Annotated in this window: 12 protein-coding genes and 2 pseudogenes; 9 read left to right on the forward strand and 5 right to left on the reverse strand. The window is 73.3% G+C overall.

The window, feature by feature from the left end; all coding sequences use genetic code 11:
• Positions 1–13: 13 nt before the first annotated feature.
• The 3 genes from OIE47_RS23795 to OIE47_RS23805 all read right to left on the reverse strand — a co-directional run bounded on the left by OIE47_RS23795 (position 14) and on the right by OIE47_RS23805 (position 2,316).
• Positions 14–739, reverse strand: coding sequence for a monooxygenase (locus OIE47_RS23795; RefSeq protein ID WP_326556745.1), 726 nt, complete (start codon positions 737–739; stop codon positions 14–16).
• Positions 736–1,224: a YbaK/EbsC family protein gene (locus OIE47_RS23800; protein ID WP_326556746.1), complete on the reverse strand. Its 489-nt coding sequence runs from the start codon at positions 1,222–1,224 to the stop codon at positions 736–738. Before OIE47_RS23800 ends, OIE47_RS23795 begins: the two co-directional genes overlap by 4 nt.
• A 78-nt stretch (positions 1,225–1,302) precedes the next feature.
• On the reverse strand, positions 1,303–2,316 hold the full coding sequence (locus tag OIE47_RS23805; RefSeq protein WP_326556747.1) for a hypothetical protein: 1,014 nt from the start codon (positions 2,314–2,316) through the stop codon (positions 1,303–1,305).
• A gap of 68 nt (positions 2,317–2,384) precedes the next feature.
• Here OIE47_RS23805 and OIE47_RS23810 point away from each other — a divergent pair, with 68 nt between their 5' ends.
• Positions 2,385–2,966, forward strand: coding sequence for a TetR/AcrR family transcriptional regulator (locus OIE47_RS23810; protein ID WP_326556748.1), 582 nt, complete (start codon positions 2,385–2,387; stop codon positions 2,964–2,966).
• 61 nt (positions 2,967–3,027) lie between these two features.
• Entirely contained in the window at positions 3,028–3,867 is an 840-nt protein-coding gene (locus OIE47_RS23815; RefSeq protein ID WP_326556749.1) for a M55 family metallopeptidase, read from the forward strand.
• A 27-nt stretch (positions 3,868–3,894) separates the two neighbouring features.
• On the opposite strand, the gene OIE47_RS23820 is transcribed toward OIE47_RS23815, so the two are convergent.
• A complete protein-coding gene (locus OIE47_RS23820; RefSeq protein WP_326556750.1) occupies positions 3,895–4,881 on the reverse strand; it encodes an EamA family transporter in 987 nt (328 codons plus the stop codon).
• Between the two features lie 136 nt (positions 4,882–5,017).
• Between OIE47_RS23820 and OIE47_RS23825 the strand changes: the two genes are divergently transcribed.
• Both OIE47_RS23825 and OIE47_RS23830 read left to right on the forward strand, forming a co-directional pair.
• A complete protein-coding gene (locus OIE47_RS23825) occupies positions 5,018–5,185 on the forward strand; it encodes a hypothetical protein (protein ID WP_326556751.1) in 168 nt (55 codons plus the stop codon).
• 16 nt (positions 5,186–5,201) lie between these two features.
• Positions 5,202–5,786 (forward strand): hypothetical protein, encoded by a 585-nt coding sequence (locus OIE47_RS23830; RefSeq protein ID WP_326556752.1) that lies wholly within the window; start codon positions 5,202–5,204, stop codon positions 5,784–5,786.
• 51 nt (positions 5,787–5,837) lie between these two features.
• On the opposite strand, the gene OIE47_RS23835 is transcribed toward OIE47_RS23830, so the two are convergent.
• Positions 5,838–6,119, reverse strand: coding sequence for a hypothetical protein (locus tag OIE47_RS23835; RefSeq protein WP_326556753.1), 282 nt, complete (start codon positions 6,117–6,119; stop codon positions 5,838–5,840).
• Between the two features lie 1,049 nt (positions 6,120–7,168).
• On the opposite strand from OIE47_RS23835, the gene OIE47_RS23840 reads away from it, so the two are divergent.
• The 5 genes and pseudogenes from OIE47_RS23840 to OIE47_RS23860 all read left to right on the forward strand — a co-directional run.
• A complete protein-coding gene (locus OIE47_RS23840) occupies positions 7,169–7,618 on the forward strand; it encodes an SAV_6107 family HEPN domain-containing protein (protein ID WP_326556754.1) in 450 nt (149 codons plus the stop codon).
• Positions 7,619–7,727: 109 nt separating this feature from the next.
• Positions 7,728–8,480: a hypothetical protein gene (locus OIE47_RS23845; RefSeq protein WP_326563213.1), complete on the forward strand. Its 753-nt coding sequence runs from the start codon at positions 7,728–7,730 to the stop codon at positions 8,478–8,480.
• Between the two features lie 108 nt (positions 8,481–8,588).
• Positions 8,589–10,187, forward strand: coding sequence for a DNA polymerase Y family protein (locus OIE47_RS23850; RefSeq protein ID WP_326556755.1), 1,599 nt, complete (start codon positions 8,589–8,591; stop codon positions 10,185–10,187).
• A 33-nt stretch (positions 10,188–10,220) separates the two neighbouring features.
• Positions 10,221–10,766 (forward strand): annotated as a pseudogene (locus OIE47_RS23855) (PHP domain-containing protein); the annotation flags it as partial.
• A 165-nt stretch (positions 10,767–10,931) separates the two neighbouring features.
• Positions 10,932–13,736, forward strand: a pseudogene (locus tag OIE47_RS23860) (error-prone DNA polymerase); the annotation flags it as partial.
• Between the last annotated feature and the right edge of the window lie 2 nt (positions 13,737–13,738).

Below are 13,738 nucleotides of genomic sequence, written 5' to 3' on the forward strand. Positions count from 1 at the left end.
CTCTCGGCGACCGTCACGTCGGGCCACCATCGTGACCGGTCCAGTCCAGTACGGTCCGGTCGCCACGGACCGCGCGTACCTCGAACCGCGCGAAGAGCTCTTCGGCGTACCAGCGTTCGGTCGGGGTGCGCATGATCGCGTTTTGGTGCTCCGGCTGACGGTACGCGAAGGCGAGCAGGTCCGCGCTGCTGCGCCACACGCTGACCGTGCCCTGCCAGCCCAGCGGCGCCTCACCGATGCCGAACCGGGCGGTCAGGCCGGGGGTGTCCGGCAGCGCGGCGGCGACCGCCGGAATGGCCCGCCAGAACGTCGCCGCCCGTGCCGGCCGCAGCCGCGCCCGAGTCAGCGCCAGCACCGGACCGTCCACCGATCCGCTCCGGGTGGTCGGGTTGCCGAAGGGTTCGGCTCCGGCCCAGCGGCCCCGGCTGGCCAGCGGGCGCAGGTCGAGGCGGGCGCAGGAGGTGGCGATCCGGCCCCAGGCCCGGCCCACCGGGCTGTCGTCGAAGCCGGCCGCCCGTGCCGGATCCGCCCAGACCACCAGCGCCGCCCAACGGGTCAGGTCGGCGTCGGTAGGCCCGAAGCCGCTGCCTGTGCCTGTGCCGAGCAGCTTGGCGAACGCTACGCCGGGGGTGGCCCGCAGTCGGCGCCGGTCGACCGCCATCCGGATCAGCGCACGCGGCACCGCCCGGCGGGGCAACCGCCAGACGTGCAGGGTGACCAGCTCGGGAACCGGGTTCACGCCACCTCGGCCGGGGTGCCGGCGGTGAGTCGTAACAGCTCGGCGTAGGTGGTGGGGAAAACCGCCTGCGGCACCCCGCCGGCCGCCCAGACCTCGGTGTACTCGTCGAGCGCGGTGTCGACCAGGGTACGGACCGCACCCGGATGCCCGATCGGGGCGACCCCGCCGATCGGCTGGCCGGTGTGCTCGCGTACGAACTCCGGGGTGGCCCGCTTGAGCGCGGTCAGCCCGAGTACGACAGCCAACCGGGGTACGTCGACCCGGTGCGCACCCGAGGTGAGCACCAGCAGCGGGGCGCCGTCCGCGTTGAAGATCAGCGAGTTGGCGATCTGCCCGACCTCGATGCCGAGTACACCGGCCGCCGCGGCGGCGGTGTGCACCGCCTCGGGCAGGATCCGTACCCGGACCGGCTCGCCGGAGCCGTCCCGCGCGTCCGCCCGGTCCAGTACGTCCTGCACCGCTTGCACGTTGGCATGAAGCTGCATGCCCTTATCTTGCCCACACCACCTCGGTGATCCGACGAGCACCCGCCGTCGAGGTCATCCCGTACCGACCCCAGGGCTCTATGCGGCCGACCGGCTCCGTGCGCGCGAGCGGCCGTACGCGGCAAGGGCGTGGAAGGCGGCCTTCGGTGTCCACGAGCCGTCCGGCAGCATCCGGACGATCCCGCGCGCGGCCAGGTCGAAGTCCCGGTCCGGGTCGTCGGTGGTGGGCAGGTGGCGGTTCGCGAACGTGTACACGAACGCCGCCTCCACCCCGCCGGCCTCGTAGTCGCGTAGCAGGTCCACGACGTACCGGGCCTGGCCCTCCTCGTCGCGCTCCAGCCCCGGGGTGAGCTTCGCGGCGCGGCCGTGCTCGTCGTACGTCACCGGCTCGGTCGCGCCCGCTACGTCGGCCGCCCCGTGGAAGGTGCAGCAGCCGAACTCGGTCGCGGCGTACGGCTTGCCCTGCCCCACCGCGACCGCCAGGGTCTGCGGGAACGTCGCGGCGTTGGTCGCGTCGCGGTACCCCGCGTCGCTGGCGATGATGTCGAACGGCGCCCAGTCCACGGCCTCCAGCGGGATCGAGGCGTAGCCGACGGGTCCGGCGAACCGCTCCCGTACGGCGGGTAGTGCCTCGGTGAGGAAGTCGTGCACGGCGGCGCGTGCGGCCGGGACCGCGTCCCGCATCCGCATCGGGTCGGTGAACAGCGCCATCCGCTCGGCCAGGTCGTCGCCGGGCAGGAAGCCGTCGGTGAACATGGCGATCTCGGAGCCGGTGAGGTAAACGACCGACGCCCCGCTGCGCCGCAGCCGCTCGGCCCGTTCGGCGCCGTCGAGCACGAACGCCAGCAGCCCGTCGCGGTCGAGGCCGTTGGTGAACGGGGAGTACCAGACCTCAAGCCCGGCCTCGGCGGCGAACCGCGCGGCCAGTTCGAGCCGGTCCTGGATCCCGCCGGTGATGCGTACCGCGTCGCAGTGCAACTCGTCGCGGATGACACGCAGGTCGCGTCGCACGGCCTCGGGGTCGAACGGCTCGTGGGTGGTGGACCCCGCGCTCACGAAACCGGTGTCGTAGTTCATGCCGAAGACGCGCATCGGACGACTCTCCTCGCTCATAGGGTACGTCGCGTACCTTATAGGGTACGTCGCGTACCCTGCAAGGCATGGGTACGAGGCGCCGGGGCGAGGAGTTGGAACGGGCGATCCTGCACGCGGCGGCGGAGGAACTGCGCGAGTCCGGGTACGCGGGAATGACCATGGATCGGGTCGCCGTCCGGGCCGGTACCAACAAGAACGCGATCTACCGCCGGTGGCCGCACCGGGCGGCGCTGGGCATCGCGGCGTACCGTCACCTGTCCGACGCGGTGATGCCGAACCCGGACACCGGCACCCTGCGGGGCGACGCGTTGGAGATGCTGCGGCGGGCGAACGAGACCTGGTCGTCGCCGCACGGGGCGATCCTGCGCGGGTTGCTCGCCGCCGCGGCCGACGACCCCGAACTGCTCACCCTGATGCGGGAGCGGTCCGGAGCGGACACCATGGACCGTGCCTGGCTGGCGATGCTGGAGCGCGCCGCCGCCCGGGGTGAGGCGCCGGCCGGGGCCGCGCACCGCCGGGTGGCGATGACGCCGATGATGCTGCTGCGCGCCGAGTACGCGATGCGCGGCATCCCCTCCGTACCCGACGAGGTGCTGGTCGAGATCGTCGACGAGGTGTTCCTCCCGCTCGTACGCGGCCGAGGCTGATCGGGCCCGATGGGGTGTCGCCGGGGGCGCGGGCGGACGCGAATCGATCTACGTTGACTGGATGACGACACCACTGCGAGTACTGATCTCGGCCGACATGGAGGGCGTCGCGGGAGTCGTGCACCCCACCGAGACCAACCCGGAACGGTACGACTACGAACGGGGCCGCCGACTGATGACGGCCGAGGTGAACGCCGTGATCGCGGGCGTGCTGGATGCCGTACCGGAGGCGGCGGTGCGGGTGGCGGACGCGCACGGGACGTTCCGCAACATCCTGCCGGAGGAACTCGACCGCCGGGTCCGGCTGGTCCGGGGTCGGCCCCGCCCGCTCGGCATGCTCGGCGGGCTCGACGACAACACCGGGGCGGTGCTCTTTGTCGGTTACCACGCCCGTGCGGGTGCCGGCCCGGCGGTGTTGGCCCACACTATCAGCGACGCGGTCCTGGACCTGCGGATCAACGGCCAGTCGATGGGGGAGATCGGCCTCAACACCGCCCTGGCCGGGCACCACGGTGCACCGGTGGTCCTGCTCGGCGGTGACGACGCCGCCTGCGCGGAGCTGAACGCCCTGGTCCCGGCGGCGGTGACGGTGCCGGTGAAGGTCGCCCTGGGTCAGGCGGCCGGCGAGACTCTCCATCCCGAGGAGGCCCGGGAGCGCCTGCGCGCCGCGGCCACAACGGCGATCGAGAACCGAGGGCAGGTCCCGCCCCTCACCCTGACCGGACCACTGGCCGTAGAGGTCGACCTGTACGCCCCGGCCACCGTCGACCTGGCGACCCTCATCCCCGGAGTGTCCCGCGCCCCCGGCGCCCGCACCGTAACCTTCACCGCCAACAACACGTCCGAAGCCCACTCCCTCATCCAACTCCTGACCCACCTGGCCCAAATCAAACCCGCCTGACCCCCGATCGCCTCGTTGATCATGAAGTTAGCGCGCCGGATCGGGCGTTTCGAGGTAGCTAACTTCATGATCAACGCGATGGTCGGGGGTGGGGAGGGGGGTGGGGAGGCGGGCGGTTTCGGCTAGGGCTACGCCGGCTAGGACTACGAGGCCGCCGGTGATCTGGATGGGGGTGAGGGATTCGGTGGTGCCGAGGGTCAGCCAGGCGACGATCGAGGCGATCACGGGTTCGGCCATGCCGAGGATGCTGACGCTGGTCGCCGGCAGGTGGCGCAGGGCGCCGGAGACGAGCAGGAACGGCGCGATCGAGCCGAGCACCACCACGTACGCGCAGAGCAGCAGGACCGGTACGCCGCCGCTGCGCTCCCCGAGCGGCTCCCAACCCCCGCTGCCGGTGGTGACCGCCCTGGTCAACAGACCGGCCACGGCCGACGCGCCGAACGCCCAGGTGGTCAGGGAGAGGGTGTCCCGCTGCTGCACACCCCGCGCGCCGAGCACGTAGTAACAGGCGAGCACCACCGCCGCCATGAGCCCGGCGAGTACGCCGACCCCGTCCAGGTTCAGCGAGCCCCAGATCTCGGCCACACAGGCCAGCCCCGCCAGGCTCGCGGCCAGCCCGAACCAGAGCCGGGGGCGGGCCCGCTGGTGCTGGCCGAACCGGGCCCAGAGCGCGACCAGCAGCGGTGCGGTGTACTCGAACAGCAGCCCGATCCCGACCGGCAGGCGGGAGATCGCCACGAAGTAGAGCATCGGGGTGAGGAAGAACCCGGCCAGGCCGAACCCGATCAGCAGCGGCAGGTCGCGGAGGGTGACCCGCAGGCGGCGTACGCCCGGACGCAGCAGCACGCTCAACAGCAGCAGCCCGGCGAAGGCACCCGCCGCCCGGATCAGGGTGAGCTGCGGTGCCTCGATCCCGGCGCGCAGCACCAGCTTCGACACGGTGCCGTTGACCGCGAACAGCGCGCTGGCCGAGAGGACCATGATCACGCCGAGAGCCGGGTTACGAGTCGTCACCGGCTGAGATTACCGATGCGCCGTCAGGACTCAACCGTCAGCTGGCCGTTACTCCCACGGTTCGGATGGTCGATCACGCAACGGCTGACACGGCAGGTCGGGCGGCAAACTCGCCGCAGCCGGCGGGGACCACCGGGTGGCGTTCGCCGGCTACGAGAACCGGATGGGCCCGCGCGTCACCGTCAACCGGAAGCGCCCGCCGGGCGGCACCAGCGGCTTCGCGCCGAGCACCCGACGGGGCATGATGATGGGCGGCATCCAGAAGGGTGCGAACGCGATCGCCCTCCGGGCGTACGGCGGCTGACCATGTCGGGGATCGGATGACCAGCTTTCCGGCCGAGGCGCGTCATGTCCGGGACACCGACCTGCCGGTGCACCACCGGCTCTGGGCGTTGCGCGGCTGCGCGCTGAGCTTCCCGCCGTACGGATTCCGCGCGACCTGGCACCATCTGGTCCGCTCCGCGCGCATTCCGTACCGGCTCGACGACGAACCGGATGCCCTGGTCCGGGCGGTGGACGAACTCGAAGCCGCCCGACAACTCGCGCTCGGGTACGCCGCTCCCGTGGTTGCCGCCCGCCGCCGGTCGAAGGCCGCCGGGCAGCGCGTCCCGGTGGTGTCGAGCCACTGGGTGTTCGGACAGTGGTCCTCGCTGGCCTACTGCCCGGACTTCGCCCACCACCCCGACGAACCGCTGCCGGTCGTGTTGGGCCGGGTCATCGCCGCCCACCGCGCCGGGACCGTCGATTCCGGACAGTGCACAGTCTGCGGTGCGGACCGCACCAGACCCCGGGCCTGTACCCGGTGCGGGGTCCACCCGGACGGTCCGGCCGCGCCCTCGGCCCGTTTCCGGCACCCGGACGAAGCCGACCGCTGGCGACGCACCTGGCAACGATCCGGGCCGTGAACGGCACCGACCGGTCGTCGGCCCGGCCCAGCGCCAGCAGTGCCTCGGCCCCTACCCCAGCCGACGGGTGCGGTCCTTCGGCGGTTGGGGTAGGGGCGGTTCGGGGATGACGAACAGCATGCGGCGCTCGGCCATCCGTTTGCGGAGCCGGCGGACCATCCTCAGGAGCAGGCCGAACAGATCCCGGAGCGCTATCCCGACGACCAGGGCCAGCAGGGAGCCGATCACCTTGGCGTGCCAGCCGCCCTCGGCGAACTGGGCCGGAAGTTCGGTCGCGGCGACGAACCCCGCAAACAGCCGCCAGCCCATCTTCGGCTCGTCCCTGTTCGCCACGCACACATCCTGGCACCTGTGTGCCACCAGATTCGTCCCCCGAAAAGGAGCGCCTCCCGGTGCATCGCCGGTGAGCTGATCGGTCGGGGAGCGGTGGGCGGCCTCAGCGTCCGAGGGCTGGGTGACGGCGGCCTCGACGTGCGGCCGGGTGGTAGGGAAGACGGGTACGGGATGCGCCGCGTGGGCCGGCCGTGGCATCGACGGCGGGCCCACGCGTACGGCGTCGTCCCTGGTGGGGGCGGCGCCGGGGCGCCCCGTACACACCGCCCGGGCCGGCGGTGCCGGTGGTTCACCGGGACGGGTCGGATGATCGGGTTACCTGCTTCGGCACCTGTTGATCAACGCTGTGCAGGCTAGCCAGCCTGTCCCCATGAACGGGGGAAGCGCAGATGAAGCCCGTACGACCGGGTCGTGAAACAAGCCCGCCCCGGTGCGCGGCGGGCGGGCGTGGCCGATCCGGGCCCGCCTCCCGTTCCCGGTGGCACGACTCCGGGAAGTGTCGGCCCCGGTCGATGTCCCCGCCGGTGCCGGTGACGGGTGGCGTCCGTGGTGTCGGGCCTGGTTTCCCCGGCTCCGGGCCGGTTCCGGGCCTGGTCCGCATCGGTACGGGCGGCGGGTTCCGGTCGGTCGGGACCGGTGTCTCGGTGGTTGCGTTTTTGTCGGGGGCGAGGTGTACTGTCATCAGTAGTTAGAACGCGTGTTCGATTGAGTCGTCGGCTTGGGTCGCTGGCTTGAGTCGAACGCTCGTCCTGACCACCGGGAGCAGCGTTCGCGGCGTAGTTCCCGGCGTGCGGTTCCGCGGACCGCGCGGGCTCCGGGCACACCAGTCCGGGCCACCAAGGCAGGATCACCGTTCGCCGCCCACGACCCCCGGGCGGCGGGCGGTGACCCCGCCGGGTCAGCCGGCCGGGTGCGGTGTGGGGAAGCACCCACATCCGGCCGGCACCACCGGTGCGTCTTCCTCCGCAGCGGGCTATTCGACAGTGCGTGGCCATCCGGGCTCCCCGCCCGACCGGTGGCGACACGGCGGCGACGCGGAGGAGAGTCCCATGCCGACCAGCCCGGTTCAGGTGCCGACGGTGCCGGCGCACATACTGCCGCACCGGACTCCGGCCCAGCTGCTCATGATTGCCCGGCGCGGGCTGGCGGAAGCCGCCCAGACCCGACCCGACGGCCTGCGGTACGCGGCGGCGCACCTGGCCGCCCTGCGCGCCGCCGCGGCGATGCTCGCCGCCCGTGCCCGTCCCGCACCCACCCGCCGCAACCGGGTCACCAGCGTCTGGGCCCTGCTCGTGCTCGTCGCACCGGAGCTGGGGGAGTGGGCCACCTACTTCGCCACCGGCGCGACCAAGCGGGCCGCCGCCGAGGCCGGCATCCCGCGGGTGGTGACCGCCCGGGAGGCCGACGACCTGCTCCGCTCGGCCGAGCAGTTCGTGGCCGTGGTCGAGGCCGCGCTCGGCCTGTCCCACCAACCCGCCATCGACGGACTCGCCGCCTGAGCGGCAACCGGACCCGCACGGACCGACCGGCGGTAGTGGCGACCGGACTCGTACGGACCGACCGGCGGTAGCAGCGGCACAGACACTTCAACGGGGATGGGTGAGTTCCATGGCGGGCCGGATGACGGTCGGGTCGGCTGCGCTGGCGGACCTGGTCCGGCCGGCGAGCGCCCCGGACGCCGCCGGTGCCTACCGGACGCTGCCGGTGCTGCCCGAGCTGATCGGCCTGCTGCCCAACCGGGGACTGCGCCGGGGCAGCACGGTGGCGGTCGGCACCGGCCAACCGGCCCGCAGCGGCGGCACCTCACTCCTGCTGGCGTTGCTCGCCGAGGCATCCCGCGCCGGTTCGTGGTGCGCGGTGGTCGGCGTACCGACCCTCGGCATGGTCGCGGCGGCCGAACTCGGCATCGCGCTGGACCGGCTCGCCCTCGTACCGCACCCCGGCCCGGAGTGGGCCACCGTGGTCGCCGCCCTGATCGACGGGGTCGACGTGGTGGTCATCGCCGTACCGGGCACGGTCAGCGCCACGGTCACCGACCGACTGGCCGCCCGAGCCCGGCAGCGCGGCAGCGTGCTCCTCCCGTACGGGCAGTGGGCCGGTGCCGACGTCACCCTCCGGGTGGTCGCGGGGGCGTGGGAGGGGCTCGGCCAGGGGCGGGGTCGGCTGCGCCGGCGCGAGGTGACCGTCTCCGCCCGGGGGCGGGGTGCCGCCGCCCGTCCCAAGGAGATCAAGGTCTGGATGCCCGGCGACGACGCCACCCGTGTGGTTAAGCCGGTCGGTGGCACCCGGACGGCCGGATCGTCCGCGACCTGGCCGGAGCCGGTGTCCCGGCGTACCCCGCTCACCCTGGTCGGGCCGTGAGGCGCCCGACCGTGCGCGTCCCGGGACGGGGCAGCGCGGGCAGCCCCGCCAAACTAGAATCGAACACATGTTCTAAGGTGGCTCGACGGGCTGGTCGAGAGGGGCGTGATGGGGGGCGGGACGGGGGAGGCCGGGCGGCCGGCACCGGTGCGCACCCTGCTCGTCTGGTGCCCGGACTGGCCGGTCATCGCGGCCGAGATCGTCGACGGGGTGCCGGCGTCGGCCCCGGTCGCCGTGTTGCACGCCAACCGGGTCCTTGCCTGCTCCACCGCCGCCCGTGCCGAAGGGGTGCGCCGTGGGCTGCGTAAACGGGAGGCACAGAGCCGCTGCCCGCAACTGATCGCGGTCGACCACGATCCCGGTCGGGACGCCCGCGCCTTCGAGTCGGTGGTCGCCGCGATCGAGGAAGTGGCCGCCGGGGTCGAGGTGATCCGGCCGGGTGTCTGCGCGCTCGCCGCTCGCGGCCCCGCCCGCTACTTCGGTGGCGAGGAACAGGCCGCCGAGCGGATCGTCGAGCACGTCGCCCAGACCTGCCTGGTGGAGAGCCAGATCGGCATCGCCGACGGGCTGTTCGCCGCCGGCCTGGCCGCCCGCACCGGGCAGATCGTCCCGCCCGGCGGCGCTCCGGAGTTCCTGGCCGACCTGCCGGTGGAGGCACTCGGCCGACCGTCCCTGACCGACCTGCTGCGTCGGCTCGGGCTGCGTACCCTGGCCGATTTCGCGGCCTTGCCCGCAGGCGACGTGCTGGCCCGGTTCGGGTTCGACGCCGCGCTCGCCCACCAACTCGCGGCCGGCCGCGACCACCGCCGGCTCGCGGTCCGCCGCCCGCCGCCCGACCTGGCCGTGACCGAGACGTACGACGAAGCGCTGGACCGGGTCGACGCCGCCGCGTTCGCCGCCCGTGCCCTCGCCGAACGGCTGCACGAGACCCTCGCCGGACACGCCCTGGCCTGCACCCGGCTCGGCATCGAGGCGGTCACCGAGCACGGCCAGGAACTGCACCGGGTCTGGCGGCACGACGGGCTGCTCACCTCGGCCGCGATCGCCGACCGGGTGCGCTGGCAGCTCGACGGCTGGCTCTCCGGGACCAACCGGCGTCCCGGTGCCGCCGGGCGGGTCGCACCGTCCCGGCCGACCTCGGGGATCATCCGGCTCCGGCTGATCCCCGACGGGCTGCTGGCCCAGGCCGGCCTCCAGCCGGGACTGTGGGGCGAGACCGGCGTCGAGCGGGACCGGGCACACCGGGCGCTGAGCCGGGTGCAGGGCATCCTCGGCCCCGAGTCGGTGCTCACCGCCGTGCTCGGCGGTGGGCGGTCCGACGCCGACCGGGCCCGGCTGGTGCCGTGGGGCGACGAACGGACCCCGGGCCGACCGGCGGAGCCGCCCTGGCCGGGGCGGTTGCCGCCGCCGGCACCGGCGGTGGTGCTGGCCGCGCCGCTGCCGGCCGCGGTCTACGACGACGCGGGTGAACCGGTCACGGTGACCGCCAGGTTGCAGGTCAGCGCCGCCCCGGTCCGGTTGGTGGTGGGCGCCGCCGCGCCGGTCGAGATCGTCGGCTGGGCCGGGCCCTGGCCGCTGGACGAGCGTTGGTGGGCGCCGGCCGAGTCCCGGCGCCGGGCCCGCTTCCAGGTCCGGCTCGCCGACGGGGGTGCGCTGCTGCTCTCCCTCGCCGGTGGCCAGTGGGCGGTGGAGGCGATTTATGACTGACCACACCGCCGAGTGGGAAGCGGGTGCTCGCCGGTGAGCTTCCACAACCCGAAGATGCCCTGGTCGGAGCTGGAACGTACGCTGTCGGGCCGGCGTAAGGCGGGCGACGGGCCGGCCGGTCACCTGCACGTGGTGGACCCGCTCGCCGACGAGGCACCGGCCAGCCGGCGGCGGGAGCGTTACGCCTCACCGGCACGGCCGATCACGCCCCCCGACGGCACCGTCCCGTACGCCGAACTGCACGCGCACACCAACTTCAGCTTCCTCGACGGGGCCAGCCACCCGGAGGAGATGGCCGAGGAGGCGGCCCGGTTGGGGCTGACCGCGCTCGCGGTGACCGACCACGACGGGTTCTACGGTGTGGTCCGGTTCGCCGAGGCGGCTCGGGCCCTGCACCTGCCCACCATCTTCGGTGCCGAACTCTCCCTCGGCCTGCCCGGACCGGCCAACGGTGAACCGGATCCGCTCGGCCGGCACCTGCTGGTGCTCGCGCACGGCCCGGAGGGGTACGCCCGGCTGGCCCGGACCATCGCCCGTGCCCAGTTGCGCGGCGGCGAGAAGGGCCGTCCGGTCTACGGCGCCCACCGGAACGGGCCGGGAGGTGACACCACCGGCGGCGGTGCCGGCCCCGGCACGAGGGGCGCGGGCGGTGGCGGCCGGTCGGGGCGGACCGGCGGACGGTCCCGGTCGGGGCGTACCGGTGACACCCTTCCGCTGGTCGACGCCGGTGCGCTGATCGGCGCCGACCTGGAGGAGATCGCCGCCGACCTGCGCGACCACGTCCTGGTGCTCACCGGATGCCGCAAGGGGCCGGTGCCGGCGGCGCTGCTCACCGACGGGGTCGAGGCGGCGGCCCGGGAACTGGACAGGTTGACCGCGCTGTTCGGGGCGGAGACGGTGGCGGTGGAGCTGACCGACCACGGCGACCCGACCGACTCCGACCGCAACGACGCCCTCGCCGACCTGGCCGCCCGCGCCGGACTGCCGACCGTGGCCACCAACAACGTGCACTACGCGACCCCGTCGCGGCGGCGGCTGGCCACCGCGCTGGCGGCCGTACGGGCCCGGCGCAGCCTGGACGAACTCGACGGGTGGCTCCCGGCGGCGGCCACCGCCCACCTGCGCGGTGGGGCCGAGATGGCGGCCCGGTTCGCCGCCTACCCCGGTGCGGTGGCGCGGGCCGCCCGGTTCGGCGCCGAGCTCGCCTTCGACCTGCAACTGGTCGCGCCCGACCTGCCCGCCCACCCGGTGCCGTCCGGGCACACCGAGATGACCTGGCTGCGTCGCTTGACCATGGACGGGGCGCTGGAGCGCTACGGCCCGCGCGAGGCCCACCCGCAGGCGTACGAGCAGCTCGAACACGAGTTGAAGATGATCGACGAGCTGGGTTTCCCGGGCTACTTCCTGGTGGTGCACGACATCATCACGTTCTGCCGGGAGAACAACATCTACTGCCAGGGGCGCGGCTCGGCGGCGAACTCGGCGGTCTGTTACGCGCTGCGGGTCACCAACGTCGACGCGGTCCGGCACCACCTGCTCTTCGAGCGTTTCCTCGCCCCGGAACGCGACGGGCCGCCCGACATCGACGTGGACATCGAGTCCGACCGGCGCGAGGAGGTGATCCAGTACATCTACACGAAGTACGGCCGGGAGCACACCGCGCAGGTCGCGAACGTGATCTCGTACCGGCCCCGGTCGGCGGTGCGGGACATCGCCAAGGCGTTCGGTTTCTCGCCCGGCCAGCAGGACGCCTGGAGCAAGCAGATCGACCGGTGGGGTGAGGTGGCGAGCGTGGACGTCGAGGAGATCCCCGAGCACGTCGTCGCGTACGCCAACGAGTTGCAGACCTTCCCCCGGCACCTGGGCATCCACTCCGGCGGCATGGTGATCTGCGACCGGCCGGTGATCGAGGTCTGCCCGGTGGAGTGGGGGCGGATGCCCGGCCGCAGTGTGCTCCAGTGGGACAAGGACGACTGCGCCAACGCCGGACTGGTCAAGTTCGACCTGCTCGGGCTCGGCATGCTCTCCGCGCTGCACTACGCGTACGACATGATCGGGTCCACCCTCGACCTGAGCAGCATGACGCTGGACGACCCCGAGGTGTACGACATGCTCTGCCGGGCCGACTCGGTCGGGGTGTTCCAGGTGGAGAGCCGGGCCCAGATCGCCACCCTGCCCCGGCTCAAGCCCCGCGAGTTCTACGACCTGGTGGTCGAGGTGGCGCTGATCCGGCCGGGTCCGATCCAGGGCGGCTCGGTGCACCCGTACATCCGGCGCAAGAACGGGCAGGAGGAGGTCACGTACGCCCATCCGCTGATGCGCAACGCGCTGGAGAAGACGCTCGGGGTGCCGCTGTTCCAGGAGCAGCTGATGCAGCTCGCGATCGACCTGGCCGGTTTCGACGCGGCCGGTGCCGACCAGCTGCGCCGGGCGATGGGGTCGAAGCGGTCGACCGAGCGGATGGACCGGATCCGCGACCGGCTCTACGCCGGCATGGCCGAGCGGGGCATCACCGGTGAGCTGGCCGACGACGTTTTCCTCAAGCTCTCCGCGTTCGCCAGCTTCGGCTTCCCGGAGAGCCACGCGATGAGTTTCGCCTACCTGGTCTACGCCTCCTCCTGGCTCAAGCGCTACTACCCGGCCCCGTTCCTGGCCGCGCTGCTCAACGCCCAGCCGATGGGTTTCTACTCGCCGCAGACCCTGGTCGACGACGCCCGCCGGCACGGGGTCGAGGTACGCCGGCCGGACATCAACGCAAGCGGCGCCCAGGCGGTGCTGGAGTCCACCCCGCAGACCCGGTGGGGCAGCGGGCCCGGTGAGCCGTCGCACCGGTGGGGGCTGGGCGGCCCAGCGGTGCGCCTGGGGCTGGCCGGGGTACGCACCGTCGGCGTCGACCTGGCGGAGCGGATCGAGGCGGAACGGACCGCGCACGGCCCGTACGCGGACATGCCGGACCTGGTCCGCCGGGTCGGCCTGCCGGCCGCGCAGTTGGAGGCGCTGGCCACCGCGGACGCCTTCGCGTGTTTCGGGCTGAGCCGGCGGGCGGCCCTCTGGGCGGCCGGTGCGGCGGCGCAGGAGAAACCGGGCCGGTTGCCGGGCACGGTGGCCGGGGCGACCGCGCCCACCCTGCCGGGCATGTCGGCGGTGGACCGGCTGGTCGCCGACGTGTGGGCCACCGGGCTCTCCCCGGAGAACCATCCGGCCCGGTTCGTCCGGGACCGGCTCGACGCGCTCGACGCGGTGCCGATCGCGAAGCTGGGCCAGGTGGAGTCGGGTAGGCGGGTCCGGGTCGGCGGCATCGTCACCCACCGGCAGCGACCGGCCACGGCCGGTGGGGTGACCTTCCTGAACCTGGAGGACGAGACCGGCATGCTCAACGTGATCTGTTCACCGGGGCTGTGGCAGCGCTACCGGAAGGTGGCCCGGACCAGCAACGCCCTGGTCGTCCGGGGTCGGCTGGAGCGGGCCGAGGGGGTGACGAACCTGATCGCCGACCGGCTGGACACGATCACCGCCCCGGTCACGCCCGCGTCCCGCGACTTCCGCTGACC

Origin of the sequence: Micromonospora sp. NBC_01796 (genome assembly GCF_035917455.1) — a bacterium.
GTDB lineage: Bacteria > Actinomycetota > Actinomycetes > Mycobacteriales > Micromonosporaceae > Micromonospora_G.